Origin of the sequence: Pseudogracilibacillus sp. SO30301A, from assembly GCF_037072025.1 — a bacterium.
Classification (GTDB): Bacteria; Bacillota; Bacilli; order Bacillales; family Amphibacillaceae; genus Pseudogracilibacillus.
The window spans coordinates 17074-38711 of the sequence record NZ_JAXHDD010000012.1; the positions used below are offsets into that span (position 1 = coordinate 17074).

A 21638-nucleotide genomic window follows, 5' to 3' on the forward strand; every position below is an offset into this window, starting at 1 on the left:
TCCTAAAAGGTGAATAGTTCAATCCCTCCTGAAACATTTAATTCGACACCAGTAATATAATTTGCTTTATCAGATACCAAAAATGTAATTGCATTAGCGATATCTTCTGGTTTTCCTGGTCTTTTAAATGCAGTTCGATTAATCATACGCTCATTCATATCAGGATTACCAAGGTTAAAAGCTTCCGTATCAATAATTCCAGGAACAATAGCATTTACATTAATGTTATATCGTGCCCCTTCTAATGCCATGCTTTTGGTAAAGCTTAATAATCCACCTTTTGTTGTTGCATAACTTGCTTGCCCAAACCCACCTAACGTACCTGCTACAGAGGACATATTTATAATGGATCCGCGTTTTTGGGCTTTCATATATGGCCAAACAGCTTTCGTACAATGAAAAGCTCCTGTTAAATTAACACGTAAATCTCTCTCCCAAAACTCATCATTTTGATATTCGAGTTGTGAAACATGATCAAGTGTACCAGCATTATTTATTAAAATATCTATTTTTCCAAACTCATCTACAACGCGTTGTACAACATCCTCTACTTGCTCTTTATTTGTAACATCCATTTTTATTGCCATTGCTCTTCTTCCCATATCTGTAATCTGTTTCTCCGTTTTGTTTGCATACATGACATTTGTACTTTGCATCACTTGTGCCATTGGTCCGAATCTCTCAGCTTCTTCTTCACTCTTTTCATCCGATTCTAACAAAATGTCAGTGACGACAACATCTGCACCTGCTTCAGCTAATGCAAGTGCGTCTGCACGTCCGATACCTCTTGAAGCGCCTGTTACTAAGGCTACTTTTCCTTCTAGTAAGTTGTTCCAAGATGACATTTATAATCCCACCTTTTTAAAATTATGTATTCGGATAAAATTGGGCCTTTTCTTTTTGAAAAAATGCCATTAATCCTATACCTGGCTCTTCTGTTGTAAATGTTTTTGAAAATGCCTTTGCTTCAAATTTCAATCCTTCCTCTATTGGTTTTTCAGCGGCATTGATCGCTTGTTTCGCGAGCCCCATCGAATGAATCGCCCCTTCTGCCAGTCGTTCAGCAAACATGGTCGTTTCTTTTTCTAAATCTTCGGCAACTTGCGTAATTAAGCCAATTTCATACGCTTCTTCGGCAGCTAATTTTTTTGCTGTAAAAATTAATTCCATTGCTTTTGCTCTTCCTAGAATATGAGTCATTCGCTGTGTTCCACCTGCACCGGGAATAATACCTAAAGATAATTCAGTCAATCCGATTTTTCCACTACTCATTATTCGGAAATCACAAGCTAAAGCTAGTTCACAACCACCACCTAATGCATGCCCATTAATGGCAGCAATAACCGGTTTAGGTATACTAGCGAATTTATGAAAACAGGCTTGCATTCTTGCGCTTTGTCGTGCTATTGGATCATCTTCATCATTCATTTCACCTGTTGTAGCCATCATCCCTTTTAAATCAGCACCTGCTAGAAAAATATTTGGATGATTAGAAGTTACTACAATGACTCGAACTGATGGATTACTCTTTAAATTATCAAGAGCTGCTTCTAGTTCTTGCATCAATTGTTCTCCTATCGCATTAACCGGAGGGTTATCAATAATTATCCAAGTCACACCTTTGGGATGATGTTTCAAATGGATGAGCTCATAAATCATTTTTGCTACCTCCTAAACTCTAATTCCATATGGTTCATATTGACGTCTTGCAATGACTAAATGCTGAATTTCATTTGTCCCTTCAAACAAATCAAACACTTTCACATCACGAAATAATTTTTCAACAATATGCCCTTCCAACCCTATAGGGCCTAATAACTCTAAGCTTTTAGCACATACATCAAGTGCCATTTTTCCAGCTATTGCTTTACATATTGCAGCTTCCTTCGCATTCGGAATACCTTGATCTGCTTTCCACGCTGCCTCCCACGTAACTAAACGGGCTGCATGAATCATGCCTTCCATTTCGGCAAACATTTCAGCTGTCATATTGTGATATTTATCACTTATCGGAAAATCTTGTCGTACAATATCTAACGTATATTCATAGGCCGCTCTCGCTATTCCTATCGCCATCGCTGCTACAATTGGTCTTGTTGAATCAAAAGTTTGCATCGCTGTTTGAAAACCAGACCGTTTAGAATTTTTCTTTTCATACAGTTCTTCACCGCCAAGTAAGTTTTCAATTGGTACGAAACAATCCTCAAATAACAGCTCAGCTGTTTCGTTTGCTCGTAACCCCATTTTTTCAACCAAACGAGAACACGTAAAACCAGATGTGCCCTTTTCAACGACAAAAGCTCTTTGTCCAGCCCTTCCTAACGCAGGATCAACTGTTGCAAATACGACAACCCACGAAGCACGCCCACCATTTGTTATAAAGATCTTCTGGCCGTTAATTAGATAACCTCCATCCACTTTTGTAGCTATTGTTTGAACATTAGAAGCGTCAGAACCTGCTTCCGGTTCCGTCAGTGCATATGCACCCCATCTTGGCTTATCATTTTTAAAAATGGTCAGAAATCTATCTTTTTGTTCTTGTGTCCCACTACTTTGGATTGGAGGGCCTCCAAGTCCTGCACCAGGTAACGATAAAGCAATTGCCGGGTCACCCCAAGCAAGTTCTTCGGTTGCAATGACTGCCATTCGATTCCCTTCACGTTCGCCCTTATTGTAACCGCTCTCATTTTCACTACTACTAATGGATGAGGTGTTAAGTTGAACTCCGAATTGGTTTATTTTTTGTAACCAATCTTCTGGCACATACCCTAGCCTATCTGCTTCTAAAGAAATGGGTCGGATTTCATTTTCTGCAAACCAGTGGGTCATTTCTCTAATTTGATGTTGCTGTTCGGATAATTCAAACGATATCATACCATCACCTTTTTCTCAGTCATTGCTAAAATTTGGCCACCACGACGTGTTAGGAATTCTCTTTCTCTTCCATATAATATAACTTGGGCTTGTGCATCTCTCATCCATTTCTCCACAGGATATTCTTGCACATACCCATGGCCGCCTAACAATTGCACAGCGGAATTAGTTACAAAACGGACACCCTTATGTGCGGTAAACATAGTACTTAATGCATAACCTTCTGCACTTGAATGACGGTCATCTATAGCTTTTGCCGCTTGCCATATGCGGCTTCTTACCATTTTTACCTCCATGACCATTTTGGCAATTCTAAAAGATACCCCTTGAAATTTGGCGATCGGTTGCTGAAATGCTTCTCGTGTCGCTGTATATTCCGTAGCATAATCTAATGCAGCCTGCATAAGACCTAATTGCTTTGCCGCTTGTAATATATAAATTCTTGTGTTCGCTTGCTGTAAAATTCTTTCTGCTTTATTTCCTATCGCGATGACTTGATTTTCTGAAAAACTTACTTCATCAAAAGATAATTTAGCAATACTCGCTTCTCGTAATCCTAAACGATTATCGCATGTTTCAACTTCCCATTTGTTACGACTTTTATCTAACCAAAAAAGTATGGTTTCTCCGGTGTCATCTTTGATACCGATTATTAGATGAGTCGCTATCTTCCCCAACCGTACTGGTTTAGATTTTCCATGCAGCTTATAGGCATTACTTGTTTTAGCTAATTTTAAGCGACTTTCTGGCATTTCTTCAGCAACTTCCTTAATAAAAGCGATCGTACAGCTATTTTCTTTAACGAAGTGTCGTTGCTCATCATGTATCTGTCGATCACTCATAACACGTAGTACTGAAGCACCATCCCCCAAACCCGGAAAGCCTTGGACTGTTCCTAAATCTCCGTAGCATAAAGCTTCTAATATCTGTACTTGTGAAATAAGTGGTAATTGCATCCCGCCTAAACTGTCCGGTTCCTCCATAGCTAAAAATCCTAAATGGTTTACTTGATCAATCAATTCATGATGGACAAAACCTTTTTGCTCATTTTTACGTGCGGAAAGTCGTATATTTTCCCTGCCAAGTTTGTATGCCACCTCTGTAAAAGCTTTTTCTTCGTTCGTTGGATCAAATGAGATCATTAGAAAACTCCTTACTTATTTTTCTCTTTATTATAAGTTGCCAATATACTTTGCAATTTTAAAGCTAACCCCATATTTCCTTTAATTTTTAATTTTCCACTCATAAAGGCTTGTGTTCCATTTAATTTACCTTCTGCCATTTGCACAAAATCTTCTGCCTTCATATGGAGCGTACAATCCGCTTGTTCTTTTTCTCCTTCAGCGCAAGAACGATGATCATTTTTTAATATAAGTTGATATATTCCTGGGTCTTCATCCGTTAAATTGAACTGATAAACAGCATTAACCCCTTCTGCATACTTTGGTTCTCTACTTAATGCATCATTAATTTCTTGAAAAACTTGTTTAACATTTGACATATTATTTCCTCCTGTACTTTTTCTTAATGTAAGCGTATAGTAAATGTTTTTCATTTCATACTCCGTTATATGTCGTGTTTATTAAAAAACAGACAGTACTCATCCCTAAAATTGTATGATCTTATAAGCGGGCTATAAAAATTGTAATAAAAAATTAGTGAGGATTGTGGAATCAAAACTTGGAAATGTATAAACATGTTTCTTGATGCAGAGTGGCGAGCAATTAATGTGGATTCAGATGATCTGTAAATGACGTCATACATTTCTAAGTCACAATCTATGTATATTGGAAATTCTATTAAACAACCAAATGAAAAAAATCCGAACCTATTCAAATTTAAAATTTGAATAGGTTCGGATAACCACATGACAAAACACTTTTCTCTCATACTTTTTTATAAAAAATAAAGACGATTCAAGCTATCTCAGTTTTTCAATCACGGATGATGCAGCAAGTTTTCCGCTGAATAAACAGCCTCCCAAAAACGTACCTTCTAAGGATCGATACCCATGTACACCCCCGCCGCCAAACCCAGATACTTCACCAGCAGCATATAACCCAGCGATTGGCTCCCCTTGAAAATCTAGCACTCTAGCAGCTAAATCCGTTTGTAATCCACCTAATGTTTTCCGACTTAAAATATTTAAACGTACGGCAATAAGTGGACCATTTCTAGGATCTAGTAATCGATGGGGCTTTACAGTCCGAATTAGTTTATCACCAATATAATGTCTTGCACCGTGCATTGCAGTTACTTGTAAATCTTTCGTAAATTTATTCTCCATTGCCCGGTCTCTTGCTTCTACCTGCTTACGCATTTTTTCAATATCAATCCTCTTTTCGCCCACTAATTTATTCATTTTAATCACTAAATTATCAATCGAATCCGCTACAATGAAATCTTCTCCGTAATCAAGAAATGCTTGTACTGGTTTTGGTGATCCAGGTAATACACGTTGTAAAACTTTACTTATACTTTTTTCTGTTAAATCTGGGTTCTGTTCTGAACCTGATAAAGCAAATTCTTTTTCAATAATTTTTTGCGTTAAAATAAACCATGAATAATCGTATCCAGTGTCTAGTATCGTCTTTAGCGTACCCAATGTATCAAAACCTGGTAGATTTGGAACTGGGAATCGATTTCCTTCTGCATCAAACCACATAGAAGAAGGGCCGGGAAGGATACGAATGCCATGCCATTCCCATATCGGACTCCAATTTTTAATCCCTTCCGTATAATGCCACATACGGTCACGATTGACGATACGACCTCCGATTTTTTCCGTAATTTCAAGCATACGTCCATCCACATGCTTTGGAACACCCGAAAGCATTTTTTCTGGCGATTTTCCTAATCGTTCAGGCCAATTTTTACGAATCAATTCAAAGTTTGCCCCTATTCCACCACTACAAATAATGACCGCCTGCGCTTCATACGAAAAATCGCCAATTTCTTTTCGTGAACTCTCTTCTCCCCTTCTGATAGAAGTCGGCTCTAGTATAGCTCCAGTAACTCCTGAAATGGACTTATTTTTTACGATCAATTCATCCACACGATGACGAGGTAAATATGTAACAGTTCCTGCCTCTATTTGTTGATGGAGTGATTTGACAAATGGTGCCACGATACCTGGTCCAGTCCCCCAAGTTATATGAAAACGTGGTACTGAATTTCCGTGACCTTCTGCTAAATACCCACCTCGCTCCGCCCAACCGACTACAGGGAAAATACGAACTCCTTTTTCATATAACCAATCACGTTTTTCATATGTTGCAAAATCAACATATGCCTCAGCCCATTTCAGTCCCCAAAAATCTTCATCATCTAAACGATCAAATTCAGCACTACCAAGCCAATCTTGCCAAGCTAATTCTTTAGAATCTTTTATTCCCATACGTCTTTGCTCAGGTGAATCTACTAAAAATAATCCTCCGAACGACCACCATGCTTGACCACCTAATGACTGTTCACCTTCTTGATCAAGTAACAATACTTTTTTTCCGTTCTGTGCAATTTCAGTAGTCGCTACGATTCCAGCAAGTCCTGCTCCAATGACAATGACATCATATTCCATCTTATCGCCCCCTTTTTATTAGTATTATAAAGTGTTTTACTATTTTTGAAAGTATATTCTCTCTCTTCTGTCAATTTGACCGAATTAGATCTAGTGTTTTCGTTAACTTTTGTTCCCTTGCCGCTTCAAAATGAAATATCCAAGGACATCCCACTGTTTTAACTCGTTCAACAACATTTTGTATCGTAAATTGGTTCGGATCCAATTTCTCGGTAACTTCTTCCCAATATAATGGTGTTGCAATAGTTGCGTCTTCTGTTTTACGTGGAGAATAAGGAGCGATAATCGTTTTGTTCTTTCCATGCTGGACATAGTCAATGTAAAGACGTCCTCCGCGATTCTTTTTAAAACGTTCTATCGTAAAAAGATCTGGTGCTGCATTTACAACAATTTTTGCGATTGTTTCCGTAAAAATGGCAGTTTGCTCAAAGCTTAAACGATTAGTTGGAATTGGGATATGAATTTGAAGCCCTTTATTTCCCGATGTTTTAATAAATGAAATGAGTTCTAGTCCATCTAACAATTGTTTGATCATTTTCGCCGCTTTGATTGCGAGCACAAACTTTTCTCTGCTGGGTGGATCTAAATCAAATACAATTTCATTTGGATACATGCTATCAATCGTTTGAAATGGGACATGATATTCGATTGCACTATGATTTGCAAACCATATAAGCGACTCTAATTGGTTACAAATTTGAATCCGTTTATCCTCTTCTTCCAAATAATCAATATAATCAGGTGCATAACTAGGTAAGTTTTTTTGAAAAAAAGATTTTTCCTCTATTCCATCTGGACAGCGAATAACAGTAAGAGCTCGGTTTTGTACGTACGGAATAATATATGGATAAATTTCTCGTATATATACAAGTAAGTTACCTTTTGTGAGACGTTTTTTTGGCCAAAAGATTTTATCCTCGTTTGATATATTTACTTTTTCAGGTAGCATCGCTAAATCCAATTCCAACCTTTCTTTCGTACAATCTTCCGGTGCTAATGTTGGAAGTAGTTCAGCAAACTCGGGCTCTCGCAATTCATTTGCATGTAAATCTAATGTATTGATGGAAGCACATATTGCTGGAGGTAATCTGATCATTTGTTTCTCTTTTTCACCGTTTGACATAAATATTTTTTTTAATGACGTCATTTCTTCTGCACTTAGACCATGTTTACATTTTCCAATAGTCATCGTTGTTGCATGATGATAAATACCGGTTTGAAAATAATCATTTTTTACATCATATGCTGTTAGAAAAACATATATCTTTCGCCAGTTTTTTTCTTTTAACCAATCATCGTGTGCTTTCCCACGTACATATAAACTTGAGCTTTGTTTCGCTACAATGCCCTCACCTTTATGGTAAAAAACAATGGTAGAAACCTCTTCATAGTCTTCATATGATTTAATCATTTGAAGGGGCATATTCTCTTTTTCTTTTAGCTTTTTAAATAAATTTACTAACATTTTTTTTCTTTCTTTTAAGGACGTTTGACGGTAATCTTTTTGACCTTGTTGCAATAGATCAAAAGCAATAAATGTTGCCGGTCGCTCGATAGAAAGTTTGGCGATTTTCTCTTTTAATTTTAGTCGACCACGTTTTTGTATAGCTGAAAAATTAGCTTGATACGCATTATTTAACACTACTAATTCGCCGTCTAATTGAATAGGTAAATTTTTAGTAAGTACCGGCTCAATTTTCTTACAATAAGCTAAAACCTCAGGAAAATTTTCAGTTAAATCTATATTATTCCTGCTAATAATTTGAATATTATTTTCGCTCCACAATAGAGACGCACGGAAACCATCATATTTCACTTCATAAATCCAATCTTTTTTTGGGATTATTTTTGCTGTTTGGATAGGTTGCATTAATTCCATTTTTTTCACTCCTCCGTTCCTTCTTAATAAGTTGTGCTTTTTAAAGGATAAAAATGCAAAAGCATACACAAACTACATTGAAAAGGAGGCGTCTTTTCATGCATACCATGTGGAAAGGAACCATAAGTTTTGGACTAGTCAATATTCCTGTAAAAATGCATGCTGCCACAGAAAATAAAGATGTGAAATTAAGACAACTTCACAAAGAATGTCAAACACCTATTAAGTATCAAAAAGTATGCCCGGTTTGCGATCGGAAAGTAGAAGAAGAAGAAATCGTTAAAGCGTATGAAATTACGAAAGACAAATTCGTTATGTTAGATGAAGAAGATTTAAATGCATTAAAAAAAGAACAAGGTGATAAAGCTGTAGAAATTCTCGATTTCGTTAAACTAGAAGAAATTGATCCAATTTATTTCGAAAAAAGTTACTATTTATCACCTGGGGATGGTGGTTCAAAAGCTTATTCTCTATTACGTACAGCTTTAGAAGAAACGGGGAAAATAGGGGTAGCTAAGATGATGATTCGTTCTAAAGAACAGCTTGCAGTCATTCGATTTTATGAAAACATACTTGTTGTGGAAACGATTCATTATCCAGATGAAGTAAGAAACATCAAGGATGTACCTAATGTACCGGAAAAGGTAGAAATAGTGAAAAAAGAGCTTGATACCGCAAAATTATTAATCGACCAACTGACAACTGTTTTTGATCCTGAAAAATATACAGATGAATACCGTACTTCACTACTTGAGACAATCGAAAATAAGAAAACCGACAAAACTGCCACAGTTACCGGTAAGACCGAGAGGAAGCCAGACAATGTGACAAACTTAATGGATGCACTCCAAGCATCATTAGATAAAGCAAAAAAAGAAAAAACAAAACCGAAGAAAAAAACGACAACAGCGAAAAAAACTGCAAAATAACAGTAAAGGGGGTGTCCTTTTGATTTTAGGACATCCCCCCACTTTCTAATCTAAATACGCATTCCTAATAGATCATCTTCTTGGCGACCACCTACACGTTCATTTACGATTTCATATGCTTTGTTTAAATTTACTAAATAAGCCTCTTTTACTTCTTTCGCTTCATCTAATTTCTGGATATCATTTTTAAATTTTGTATACCCTTCTTCTAGTGAAAGACTCTTTTCTGCAACAAGCCTATTCATTATTGTTGTCTGCAATCGCTCGATGAAGTAATTGACTGTTCCGTACAGTTTGAACACCTCCATAGTCTTCTTCCACAAAAAACAACCTCCCTATAAAAGAAGGTTGTTCGTAAGTGTATGATCCAAATCAAAATAAGCCTCGGTGTCTTTATTTAAAAATCACCGCGCTTTTCTACCAACACCTCCTATCCTCCGTAGGAACTGATGTACGAGATCAAATAGGCAGGTCTCCTGGCTCATAATCATCGCTTTTCGATCCTTCCCGTCTTCATAATCATGAAAACAGTGGATTATTTCGAATTGCTCCTATACACAGTTGCGGGACAGCACCGGATTTTCACCGGTTTCCCTTTTAAGCAATAAAGATAATTTCTTTATTACACCTATTTCTCCTATATTCAGTTTATATCTTCATTATATCATTAAGTTTTTTTATTACTATAAGTGCGTGTTCAAAACTCCCATGTCTTTACAGACGCCGCAATGAATGAAAAGGATAAAAAGGACCAAGAAGTTCGAGGCGGCGCAGCTCCCGTCAGCGGAATGTATGCTTTTAAATACATGAGCAAAGATCTGGCACACAGAAAAAGTGATCTTCTTTTCCAAGGAAACGCTTCTAGCACGCAGAAAAAGTGCTTTCCTTTTTCAAGGAGCGGAAAAGCAAGCATTCGTGCGAAATTCGCAGTGCCATTTTTACCGGACTTTTTGAACATCCTCTATAATCTCTCTAAAGCATTCTCGATAGCTTCTTCCCCTTCTACTACATCAAATGAACGGTTGAACGTTTTTTCATTATCCAAACAGGAAAAAACTATTTTAGCAACATCAGCTCTTGAAATTTTTCCCCTTCCGGATAAGTTTTCACCTATCAACACTTTTCCAGTGCCTGGATCATTCGTTAGTCCACCTGGTCGCAGAATCGTGTACGTTAATCCACTTCTTAACAATTCTTTATCAGCATAATGTTTAGCGACATAATAATGACGGATTTTTTCATTCCAATATTCTCGGTTATTTGCCTGAAATGCACTTACCATAATAAATCTCTTGATCCCAGCTTGCTTAGTAGCCTCGATCGTCTTTACCGCACCGTCGAGATCTACTAATAAAGTTTTATCTGCTCCAGTATGACCACCTGACCCTGCAGTAAATAAGACGGCATCACAGCCGTCAGCAGCTTTTGCTATTTTCTCAACGCTACCTTCTAAATCTGCTACTACAGCTTCTACTCCTGCTTGTTGAAAAGTGTTTGCCTGCTCTTCTTTTCGCACCATTGCTACAGGTGTATGGTCACTCTCTTTTAATAAGTCGATGAGCTGTTTTCCAATTTGTCCGTTTGCACCTACTACCAATACGTTCACTTTCATACCCCTTTCTTAAACGAGTGTTTATGTACATTGTAATGGAGTTTGAAGATTATTTTAAATGAATTGTTTTTTAACCACGGAGTTCACGATTTAACCACGGCAAAGCAAAATTAACCACGAAGTTTGTAATTTAACCACGTAAAACATGTAATAACCACGGGGGAAAGCAGTAGCCACGCATTTCGCGATTTAACCACGGAAGGGAACAATTATCCCAATAAAAAAATCATCAGCGTTCTATCACACTGATGATTTTTCAATAAACCTTGTTATTTTTTCAAATTATAAAAAGCTTCTAATCCAGCATATTCACCAATTCCTGCAAGTTCATCTTCAATCCGGATTAGTTGATTATATTTTGCCACACGGTCTGTTCGTGATGGTGCACCAGTTTTTATTTGTCCTGCATTTGTTGCAACAGCAATGTCTGCGATCGTTGCATCTTCTGTTTCTCCTGAGCGATGAGAGATAACAGCAGTGTAACCAGCACGTTTTGCCATTTCAATCGCTTCAAACGTTTCAGTTAACGTACCGATTTGATTCACTTTGATTAAAATAGAGTTTCCAACACCTTGTTCAATGCCTTGTACAAGTTTTTCTGTGTTTGTTACGAAAAGATCATCTCCAACTAATTGCACACGTGTACCAATCCGTTCTGTAAGTAGTTTATGACCTTCCCAGTCATTCTCATCGAGTCCATCTTCAATTGAAATAATCGGGTATTTTTCAATTAATTCTTCATACCAATCGACCATTTCTTCGGAAGTACGAACAACACCTTCACCTTTTAAATTATATTTTCCATCTTCGTAAAATTCAGATGAAGCAACGTCCATTGCAAGTTGAACTTCTTCTCCTACTTTATATCCTGCTGCTTCAATCGCTTCTGCAATTGTTTGTAATGCTTCTTCATTGGAGGACAAGTTAGGTGCAAATCCACCCTCATCACCTACGGCTGTATTAAGCCCTTTATCTTGCAAGACTTTTTTAAGTGCATGAAAAATTTCAGCTCCAATACGCACAGCTTCTTTAAACGAAGGTGCTGCAACCGGCATGATCATGAATTCCTGGATATCCACATTATTATCTGCATGTTCTCCACCATTTAAAATATTCATCATCGGTACAGGTAGAACATTTGCATTAAATCCACCTAAATAATTATACAGAGGGATATTTAAGTGTGATGCTGCTGCATGGGCTGCTGCCATGGAAACGCCTAAAATAGCATTTGCTCCTAAGTTACTTTTATTCTCTGTATCATCAAGCTCAATCATAATCGCATCGATGATATTTTGACGAGTTACATCAAGCCCAAGCAGTTCTGGAGCAATTTTTTCATTAACATTTTCAACTGCTTTTAAAACACCTTTACCTAAGTAGCGATCTTTATCACCATCTCTTAGTTCAACAGCTTCATATTCTCCTGTTGACGCTCCACTTGGAACTAAAGCAACTCCAAATGCACCTGATTCAGTTGAAATTTCGACTTCTATAGTTGGGTTACCACGAGAGTCGAGTACTTCTCTTGCATAAACATCTGTAATATAAGGCATTACAAATCTCTCCTTTATATCGAATATATTTTTTAATAAAATTTTCTTAAAGCTTAGGACTAATGCGGGTTGAAAATCGACTTGTCATCTTGGTGAGGACTCGACATCTTGATAATCCACTCGACGTCTTGGTGAGGACTCGAAATTTTGAAAATCCACTCGACGTCTTAGTTAACGACTTGACATCTTGAAAATTCACAACCTGAAATTCGATCCAAAATTAATCAATTATTAATGATTTTCCTGTCATTTCTTCCGGTTTCTCTATTTCTAATAAATCTAACATTGTTGGTGCTAAATCTGCCAAAATACCATCATTACGAACCGTTATTCCTTTTTTCGTTATAATCACTGGTACTGGATTTGTCGTATGGGAGGTCATTGGCTTACCATCAGGTGTAACAACTTCATCGGAATTCCCGTGATCAGCTGTAATAATCGCTTCTCCACCAAATTCAATAATTTTGTCTACCACTTTCCCTAAGCACTCATCAACAGCTTCAATGGCTTTAATCGTTGGTTCTAATTTCCCTGAATGTCCAACCATATCTGGATTGGCAAAATTTAAAATTACAGCATTTAATTCGCCTTTTTCCAGTTCTTCGAGTAATGCATCAGTTACTTCATAAGCACTCATCTCTGGTTTAAGATCATACGTTGCGACCTTAGGGGAATCGATTAAGATTCGCTTTTCTCCGGCAAATTCTTCCTCACGTCCACCACTCATGAAGTACGTAACATGTGGATATTTTTCAGTTTCTGCAATACGCAGCTGTTTTTTGCCATTTTTTGCAAGGACTTCACCGACCGTATTCGTTAGATTAATTGTATCAAAAGCAATCGGTGCATGAATCGTATCACTAAAATTTGTCATTTGAACAAATAATAGATTTTCTAGTTTACGCTTCCCTCGGTCAAACTCTTTAAAATCCCCATTTGCGAAAGTTTGCGATAATTGAATTGCTCGGTCTGGTCTGAAATTAAAAAATATAACAGCATCATCATCATTAACCGGACCAACCGCTTCCCCACGCTCATTCATGATGACTGAAGGTAAAACAAATTCATCATACACTTCCTTTTCGTATGAATCATGGACAACTGCTTCAGCACTGTTAAATTTAGGTCCTTTACCGTCTTTAATTGCATCATACGCCAATTTTACTCGTTGCCAACGCTTATCCCGATCCATCGCATAATAACGTCCTGAGACTGTTGCAAACTTTCCTACTCCAATTGCCTTTATTTCGTTTTCAATCTGTTCTATGTATTCTAATGCTGTTTGTGGTCCTACATCACGTCCATCTAAAAATGCATGGATATAAACTTTTTCTATCTCTCTTTTTCGTGCTAATTTTAATAGTGCAATCAAGTGATCAATATGACTGTGAACCCCACCATCTGATAATAATCCGAATAAATGAAGGGCACTATTTTTTGCTTTTACTTGTTCTAATGCTTTTAGAAAAATTGTATTTTTATAAAACTCGCCTGAAGCAATTGCATTATTTATTCTGGTTAAACTTTGAAAAACGATTCTTCCTGCTCCGATATTTAAATGACCAACTTCCGAATTCCCCATCTGTCCTTCTGGGAGACCAACAGAAAGACCACTTACTTGAAGTTGATTATGCGGATAACTGTTCCAATATCGATCAAAATTTGGTTTTTTTGCTTGAGCTACCGCATTTCCCTGCTCCTCAGCTCGGCATCCAAACCCATCTAAAATAATAATTGCTGCTAAGTTCGTCATGATGCATTATTCCCTACTTCCACTAATTGTTTAAAAGAATCCGCTTCAAGACTAGCTCCACCAACAAGCGCTCCGTCAATATCGCTCATTTTAAGTAACTCTTCAATATTGGCTGGTTTTACACTCCCACCATACTGAATAGTAACTTGGGAAGCAATTTTCTCTGAAGTTAGTTGACGAATTACTTCACGAATATGTGTACACACTTCATTTGCATCCTCACTTGACGCAGTTTTCCCTGTACCAATAGCCCAAATCGGCTCATAAGCAATAATTGTTTTTTTAATTTGCTCATCACTCAAATTACTTAAAGCTACCTTTACTTGATTCGCTATATGAGTTAATGTTTCATTTGCTTCACGCTGTTCTAATGATTCACCAACACAAACAATTGGAATGAGACCATGTTTAAAAGCAGCGAGAGCTTTTTTATTTACTGTTTCATCTGTTTCATTAAAATATTCACGTCGCTCAGAATGACCAATCACGACATGAGTTACACCAATATCACTTAACATAACTGGACTTACTTCTCCCGTAAATGCACCTTCTTTTTCAAAATGCATTGTTTGAGCAGCTACTTTAATATTTGTACCTTCTGTCTGTTCAACTAAGCTTTGTAAATATACAAACGGGGCACAAATAATCGCTTCTGTTTGCTCATTTGTGTCAATATCTCTTACTGATTCAATGAACGACTTAGCTTCTTGTCTTGTTTTATGCATTTTCCAGTTTCCCGCAATTACTTTTTTTCGCATTAGATACTCTCCTTACTCTTTATCGTCTAGTGCAACAATTCCTGGAAGATCTTTTCCTTCCATAAATTCAAGCGATGCTCCACCACCCGTAGACACATGATCCATCTTATCTGCTAATCCAAATTGTTCTACTGCAGCTGCTGAATCACCGCCGCCAATCACTGTATATCCTTTTGTTTCTGCAAGCGCTTCTGCGACAGCTTTTGTTCCGCCGCTAAATGCTTCCATTTCAAATACACCCATCGGTCCGTTCCAAACTACGAGCTTCGAATTAACAATAACATCACGGTAGGTTGCTGCTGTTTCAGGGCCAATATCGAGGCACATCCATCCTTTTGGTATCTCATTTGCTGCAACTGTTTTATTATTTGCATTTTCTTTAAACGCATCCGCCACAACTGCATCTGTCTGAATGTAAAACTTTACACCTTTTGCTTCCGCTTTTTTCATAAATTCTTTCGCTAAATCTATTTTATCCTCTTCTAATAAAGAATTTCCAATTTCATACCCTTTTGCTTTTAAAAATGTACAAGCAAGTCCACCGCCAATTAACAAATTATCAACAATATCTAAAAATTTATCGATCACATTAATTTTATCTTTTACTTTAGACCCACCAATAATAGCTGTAAATGGTCGTTCCGGGTTCGCTAATGCTTTTCCGAGTACTTCAATTTCTTTCTCCATTAAAAACCCGGCAGCTGCAGGAAGTTGTTCGGCTACACCTGCTGTAGAAGCATGTGCCCTATGGGACGTTCCAAATGCATCGTTTATGTAAATATCAGCCATTTCCGAAAAAGCTTTAACAAGGTTTGGATCATTTTTTTCCTCCCCAATCTCAAAGCGGACATTTTCAAGTAATAGCACATCACAGTTTTGTAAAGCGGCAATTGCCTGGGTCACTTCTTCACCAATTACAGTATTTGTTTTTGCAACTTTTTTTCCAAGCAATTCACTTAACCGTTTTGCAACAGGATCAAGTCGTAATTCTTCTACTATTTCACCTTTTGGGCGTCCCAAATGGGTTGCTAAAATTACTTTTGCACCATGATCAATCAAGTGCTGTATAGTTGGGATTGCAGCTTTAATCCGTGTATCATCTGTAACCGTTCCATTTTGCATTGGGACGTTAAAATCTACACGACAAAAAACTCTTTTTCCTTTTACCGTTATTTCTTTTAATGTTTTCTTGTTCATATGAAAAAACCCCTTTACATTTCTTCACGTTGTTACATATCCTTTTCCATTATACGTCAGTCTGTTCCAAATACATAATTTTTATATGGAATAAAAGAAGGTTGGGAAATAACTAAGTTCTTAAATCCATAGTTGAAGGATACTGCGACATAATTATTTAATCATCAATGGGAAGAATGACTCGACCTCCAAGACGTCGAGTCATTCTTCCAAGACGTCGAGTCGATTGTGAACATGTCGAGTCGTTTTCTAAGATGTCGAGTCGATTGCGAACATGTCGAGTCGATTGCGAACATGTCGAGTCGTTTTCTAAGATGTCGAGTCGATTGCGAACATGTCGAGTCGTTTTCTAAGACGTCGAGTCGATTGCGAACATGTCGAGTCGTTTTCTAAGACGTCGAGTCGATTGCGAACATGTCGAGTCGTTTTCAAAGATGTCGAGTCAATTCGCAATATGTGAGTTGTCTCAGACATGGCATTGATACATAACATGTAGACTCTTATGTCGCAGTTTATTTGAGACGGTACAAAGACACTGATAAAAAAATCCGAGCTAATACAAACTTTAATTGAAAAAATTTGAATTATAGTTCGGATTTTTCTATGATTAAAATTCTATTGCACCAGCCTAATTATATTGTGCGTAAGATGTTGACTTTATTATAGTCCTTTTTCTTTTAAAAATTTCGCTAAATCAATACAACGGGAAGAGTAACCCATTTCGTTATCATACCATGAAACTACCTTGACCATATTATCTTCTAGAACCATTGTTGAAAGTCCATCAATAATAGAAGAATGTGTATTACCAACAATATCTGTTGATACTAGCGGCTCAACTGAGTACTCTAAAACACCTTTTAACTCATCTTCGGCAGCTTCACTTAAGACAGCATTTACTTGTTCAACCGTTACATTCTGATCCAATTCTGCAACTAAATCGACAACAGAGCCATCTGGAACAGGAACCCGAATTGCCATACCATTGAATTTGCCGTTTAATTCAGGTAGTACTTTTCCAACTGCTTTTGCTGCACCTGTTGACGTCGGAATAATATTTTCAGCTGCTGATCTAGCACGACGGTAATCTTTATGAGGTAAGTCTAAAATTTGTTGATCATTTGTATACGCATGAACTGTTGTCATCAACCCGCGCTTAACACCAAATTTATCATGTAATACTTTGGCAAGAGGGGCTAAACAGTTTGTTGTACATGATGCGTTTGAAAGAATATCATGTTTATCCGCTTCATATTTGTCCTCATTAACACCCATTACAATTGTAATATCTTCATCTGTAGCCGGGGCAGAAATAATAACTTTTTTTGCACCAGCTTCTAAATGTTTACTTGCATCTTTTCGATTTGTAAAGCGGCCTGTTGATTCAATCACTACTTCAACATCATGATCTTTCCAACCAATGTTGATCGGATCTTGTTCGGAGTACACATGGATTTTCTTACCATTTATAATCAGATCATCCCCATCCACTTCTACCGCTGCATCAAGTCTTCCATGTACTGAATCATATTTAAGTAAATGTGCCAACATATCTGCATCTGTTAAATCATTAATTGCTACTACCTCAACATCATCATTCTTTAATGCTTGCCTAAAAATATTCCTTCCAATTCGTCCAAATCCATTAATACCAATTTTTACAGTCATTTGACTTCCTCCCTATTTTTTGTTTTTTATAATAAATACTTTTTAACAATCTCATTCGCTGCTGCTTCGTCAGTTATGAGCACATCACTTTTGCCTTGTTTCATATAAGAGGCAATTGCTTGAGCCTTTGACTTTCCCCCAGCGACAGTAATAACTTTATTAATTTTCTTTAAATCTTCCAAATGGATTCCAATTGTTCTTACTTTGTGAACAATATTCCCTTCTTTGTCGAAATAATAACCAAATGCTTCACTCACTGCTTGTTCATTAATTAATTGCTGGACAGTATTGGCTGAAGTTTTCCTTCGCTTGGCCATTGTCAGTGCATCACCTATTCCATGTATTACAATATTTGCATGCTTAATTAAATTCAGTGTTTCCATAATCGATTGCTCTTTAATCATAGATTGATACAAATCTTCACTTAAGGGATCGGGAACATGCAATAGTCGGTAGTCCCCTTTTTCAGCCTTCGCCATTTGGGCAACAATAGTGTTCGCTTGGTTCTCTACCTTTTCACCAACACCACCCCTGGCAGGTACAAATAAACATTCAAAGCCTTCCAATGGAACCATAGCATTTGCTACAGCAGCCATGGTTGTTCCTCCAGTAACTGCAATTGTAACGTTATCCTTAATGACTGTCTTCAAAAATTGTACTGTTGCCCTACCCAGTGCTTGCTTTACATACGGTTCTACATCACTATCTCCAGCAACAATAATGACATTTTCAATTGCTGTTTTACTTTTTAGTTTATTCTCTAAAGAAATCAAACCTGAAACCTCACGAATAAAAGAGTGCAGTCGATCGATAATATTTTTCCCCTCATTCGTAATTAACATTCCTTTAGTCGTCATATCAATTAATCCTTGCTCTTGTAATAAGGAAATTTCATTACGAATATATCTTTCCGGCATACTTGTGTGATCGACGATTCCCCTTCTACCGATCGGCTGAAAAAGATGAATCGTATAAAGAACGGTATACCTTTTTTGCATTGTTTCCAGTAAATCTGGGTAGATTATTTTTTGTAGATGAATTAACTCTTTCACAAAAAAACTCCTTTAACGTGAAGGATAAAACTACTGCACTTAAACATCAGGGTCGATTTCGTCCCTGTTGTTATTATTCTGTCCCACTTGGTGTAAAAAAATAAGCAGTGTATAATACTCCTTTTTAAATTCTATCATACACTTTAATGAAAAATCAATCATTTATTTCTATATTTTCTTGTAACGCTTTTTCTAATTGTTTTAAGTTCATTTTTTCACACGTTAAAAATGTATCTTTAATTCGTACAGCCGGAATTAAAAGTTGATACTCCTCCAACCAACTGTCGTTTGTATAAATATCTCTTTCTTCTAATTCGAACGAATAATAATTTTTCAGCATCATGATAAGCGCATAGGCATCGTCACATAAAGAACAATTATGCTTCGTATAAAATTCAAGTTTTACCATGTTTGTCATCCTTACATTAAGTATACTTTATTTTGTTTCGGATTATTTCTATAAAATGCTTAATTATTTTTGCTGTTAAGCCCCAGATTACTTTATCATTATATTTATAGAAAAGTTCTTCTACCTTGCGAGTGCGCCAATCATAATTTTCACCATCTTGGATTAGATGATATGGAAAGTTTGCTTCAGGAACAACTTCTAAATTTACATAATAAATATCCGGTTCTTTTTCAAGAAAAAAGGTGAGTGGAACTGTAAATACTTCTGCAACTTCCGCTTTATTTAAAACCATTTTTTCTAAACTCATGATTTCTCCCGCATATGGATATATTACTCGCCCTTCCGGAGCAACTATATAATCCAATGGGATTACATGCCTAATCGTGGCAGGAGTTATCCCTAACTCTTCCGTTGTTTCTCTAATTGCGCATGCGAGCGCATTTGCATCATTTTTATCGATCCTCCCCCCTGGAAAACAAACATCACCTGGCTGGTTTCTCATTTTAAGGGAGCGTACTTCAAATAAAATATGAATCTCTTTCTCAATTTCGACAAGCGGCAGCAGTACAGCATATTGTTTGAAAACTTTTTGATCCATTATAGAAGGTTGCCGGTTAATTAATTTCTTTAATATAGTTTGAGCATCCACATTATCATCTCCAACACAATCAATTCTATTATACTAAGAGTAAGTAAAAAATGAAAAAATAGCGCCTTCACGAAGGATGTAAAGTATTGATTCAGCGATTTCGTTCAACAATTAAGCGCAAATGTTCTTCAATTCAGCGAATCTAATTTTTATTCAGCGATCTCGACCAAGAATTCAGCGTTTTCTTAAATAATTCAGCGCTTTAATATTTAGGCAGATATTTCCCATTGACATTTTTCTTTTTTATGTGACAATTAATATAATAAAAATTAATATTTTCCTTTAATTTAGTCCCGTGAGGCTAGCAAGGTGAACGACAGATACGTATATCTCTTTTGATATACGTCTATAGTATACGTATGTACAAAACACCTTGTTATCAAGGTGTTTTTTATTGTTCACATGAAGGAGAATAAAAAAGGAGAAAAAACAGATGGCAAAATATAATGAGATTCAAGTTCATGAACGACCACCATTACAACAGAGTGTACCACTAGGAATTCAACATTTATTTGCTATGTTTGGTTCAACTGTGTTAGTTCCAATCCTTTTTGGTGTAAACCCGGCAATCATTTTACTCATGAACGGGATAGGAACAATCCTTTATTTATTCATTACAAAAGGAAAAATCCCTGCTTATTTAGGGTCAAGTTTTGCATTTATTTCGCCAGTACTCGTTGTACTTGGGAAATATAATGGCGAAGAGGGTTTCAGCTATGCCTTAGGTGGATTTTTAATGGTTGGGATCGTTTTAACTATCGTTGGTATCATTATTAAATTTATTGGTACAAGTTGGATCGATGTTTTGTTTCCACCAGCTGCAATGGGAGCAATCGTTGCAGTTATTGGACTTGAACTCGTTCCAGTAGCAGCAGAGATGGCTGGATGGATTGCACCTGCCGATGCCGGTGCTAATTGGAAGATGGATTCAACATCCGCAATTGTCGCTCTATTAACGTTATTAATTACGATTGTATTTTGGGTAACGATGCGTGGATTTTTAAAAATCATTCCAATTTTATTAGGTATTACTTCTGGTTATATTATTGCCTACTTTTTCGGACTGCTTCAATTAGACCTTGTTGGAGAAGCTACATGGATAACAATGCCAGAACTTTATACGATGAAATTTGATTGGTCAGCAGTATTTATCATCTTGCCCGCTGCACTCGTGCTAATTCCTGAACATATCGGTCATTTGTTTGTAACTAGTAATATTGTAGGTAAAGATTTAACGAAAGACCCTGGGTTAGACCGCTCTTTTATTGGTAACGGGGTATCAACAATTATTTCTAGTTTCTTCGGCTCCACACCAAACACTACTTATGGAGAAAATATTGGCGTACTTGCGATTACACGAGTTTACTCTACTTGGGTCATCGGTATGGCTGCAGTGATGGCGATCATCTTATCATTCTTTGGAAAACTTGCAGCACTTATTCAATCGATTCCAACACCAGTTATGGGTGGAATTTCCTTACTTCTTTTCGGAATTATTGCAGCAAGTGGAATCCGGATGCTCGTTGAAGCAAAAATTGACTATTCGAAATCCCAAAACTTAATTTTAACCTCTGTTGTTCTTGTCATTGGCATTAGTGGTGCATCAATCAATATTGGGAAAGTAGCATTAACCGGAATGGGGCTTGCGACTGTTGTTGCAATTATTCTCGGATTATTCTTTAAAATACTAGAGGTACTAAATCTATCGAATGAATAATTTTCAAA

19 protein-coding genes and 1 riboswitch are annotated in these 21638 nt (G+C 36.9%); of the genes, 2 read left to right on the forward strand and 17 right to left on the reverse strand.

What is annotated here, in order from left to right:
• Window positions 1–2: 2 nt before the first annotated feature.
• From SPD89_RS08185 to ligD, 7 genes are all read right to left on the reverse strand, one after another.
• Window positions 3–845 carry an SDR family NAD(P)-dependent oxidoreductase gene (locus SPD89_RS08185; RefSeq protein WP_336261471.1) on the reverse strand — a complete coding sequence of 281 codons (843 nt, stop codon included), beginning with the start codon at window positions 843–845 and terminating at the stop codon, window positions 3–5.
• Between the two features lie 22 nt (window positions 846–867).
• Window positions 868–1659 (reverse strand): enoyl-CoA hydratase/isomerase family protein, encoded by a 792-nt coding sequence (locus SPD89_RS08190; protein WP_336261472.1) that lies wholly within the window; start codon window positions 1657–1659, stop codon window positions 868–870.
• 12 nt (window positions 1660–1671) lie between these two features.
• A complete protein-coding gene (locus tag SPD89_RS08195; RefSeq protein WP_336261473.1) occupies window positions 1672–2874 on the reverse strand; it encodes an acyl-CoA dehydrogenase family protein in 1203 nt (400 codons plus the stop codon).
• Complete coding sequence (locus SPD89_RS08200; RefSeq protein WP_336261474.1) at window positions 2871–4016, reverse strand: acyl-CoA dehydrogenase family protein; 1146 nt, start codon at window positions 4014–4016, stop codon at window positions 2871–2873. The genes SPD89_RS08195 and SPD89_RS08200 overlap by 4 nt, the downstream gene beginning before the upstream one ends.
• An 11-nt stretch (window positions 4017–4027) precedes the next feature.
• Window positions 4028–4375, reverse strand: coding sequence for an SCP2 sterol-binding domain-containing protein (locus SPD89_RS08205; protein WP_336261475.1), 348 nt, complete (start codon window positions 4373–4375; stop codon window positions 4028–4030).
• Window positions 4376–4795: 420 nt separating this feature from the next.
• Complete coding sequence (locus SPD89_RS08210) at window positions 4796–6451, reverse strand: FAD-binding dehydrogenase (protein WP_336261476.1); 1656 nt, start codon at window positions 6449–6451, stop codon at window positions 4796–4798.
• A 70-nt stretch (window positions 6452–6521) separates the two neighbouring features.
• The gene (ligD, locus tag SPD89_RS08215; RefSeq protein ID WP_336261477.1) at window positions 6522–8330 is read right to left on the reverse strand and encodes a DNA ligase D; all 1809 of its coding nucleotides are present in this window, start codon (window positions 8328–8330) and stop codon (window positions 6522–6524) included.
• 98 nt (window positions 8331–8428) lie between these two features.
• Between ligD and ku the strand changes: the two genes are divergently transcribed.
• Complete coding sequence (gene ku, locus SPD89_RS08220; protein ID WP_336261478.1) at window positions 8429–9259, forward strand: non-homologous end joining protein Ku; 831 nt, start codon at window positions 8429–8431, stop codon at window positions 9257–9259.
• A gap of 50 nt (window positions 9260–9309) precedes the next feature.
• Here the strand turns inward: ku and SPD89_RS08225 are convergent, their stop codons facing one another.
• The 10 genes from SPD89_RS08225 to SPD89_RS08270 form a co-directional block, all read right to left on the reverse strand.
• A complete protein-coding gene (locus SPD89_RS08225) occupies window positions 9310–9582 on the reverse strand; it encodes a hypothetical protein (RefSeq protein WP_336261479.1) in 273 nt (90 codons plus the stop codon).
• A gap of 126 nt (window positions 9583–9708) precedes the next feature.
• Window positions 9709–9906, reverse strand: a riboswitch (cobalamin riboswitch).
• A 314-nt stretch (window positions 9907–10220) separates the two neighbouring features.
• Window positions 10221–10865, reverse strand: coding sequence for an SDR family oxidoreductase (locus SPD89_RS08230; protein ID WP_336261480.1), 645 nt, complete (start codon window positions 10863–10865; stop codon window positions 10221–10223).
• A gap of 275 nt (window positions 10866–11140) precedes the next feature.
• The gene (gene eno / locus SPD89_RS08235; protein ID WP_336261481.1) at window positions 11141–12427 is read right to left on the reverse strand and encodes a phosphopyruvate hydratase; all 1287 of its coding nucleotides are present in this window, start codon (window positions 12425–12427) and stop codon (window positions 11141–11143) included.
• Window positions 12428–12647: 220 nt separating this feature from the next.
• Window positions 12648–14180 (reverse strand): 2,3-bisphosphoglycerate-independent phosphoglycerate mutase, encoded by a 1533-nt coding sequence (gpmI, locus tag SPD89_RS08240; protein WP_336261482.1) that lies wholly within the window; start codon window positions 14178–14180, stop codon window positions 12648–12650.
• Window positions 14177–14938, reverse strand: coding sequence for a triose-phosphate isomerase (gene tpiA / locus SPD89_RS08245; protein ID WP_336261483.1), 762 nt, complete (start codon window positions 14936–14938; stop codon window positions 14177–14179). The genes gpmI and tpiA overlap by 4 nt, the downstream gene beginning before the upstream one ends.
• Before the next feature lie 12 nt (window positions 14939–14950).
• Window positions 14951–16135 carry a phosphoglycerate kinase gene (locus tag SPD89_RS08250; RefSeq protein WP_336261484.1) on the reverse strand — a complete coding sequence of 395 codons (1185 nt, stop codon included), beginning with the start codon at window positions 16133–16135 and terminating at the stop codon, window positions 14951–14953.
• Window positions 16136–16795: 660 nt separating this feature from the next.
• Window positions 16796–17803, reverse strand: coding sequence for a type I glyceraldehyde-3-phosphate dehydrogenase (gene gap, locus SPD89_RS08255; RefSeq protein ID WP_336261485.1), 1008 nt, complete (start codon window positions 17801–17803; stop codon window positions 16796–16798).
• Between the two features lie 26 nt (window positions 17804–17829).
• A complete protein-coding gene (locus tag SPD89_RS08260) occupies window positions 17830–18855 on the reverse strand; it encodes a sugar-binding transcriptional regulator (protein ID WP_336261486.1) in 1026 nt (341 codons plus the stop codon).
• Between the two features lie 154 nt (window positions 18856–19009).
• Window positions 19010–19264: a glutaredoxin family protein gene (locus tag SPD89_RS08265; protein WP_336261487.1), complete on the reverse strand. Its 255-nt coding sequence runs from the start codon at window positions 19262–19264 to the stop codon at window positions 19010–19012.
• Window positions 19265–19280: 16 nt separating this feature from the next.
• A complete protein-coding gene (locus SPD89_RS08270; protein ID WP_336261488.1) occupies window positions 19281–19913 on the reverse strand; it encodes an NUDIX hydrolase in 633 nt (210 codons plus the stop codon).
• Window positions 19914–20346: 433 nt separating this feature from the next.
• Here SPD89_RS08270 and uraA point away from each other — a divergent pair, with 433 nt between their 5' ends.
• A complete protein-coding gene (gene uraA, locus SPD89_RS08275; RefSeq protein WP_336261489.1) occupies window positions 20347–21630 on the forward strand; it encodes a uracil permease in 1284 nt (427 codons plus the stop codon).
• Window positions 21631–21638: the final 8 nt, after the last annotated feature.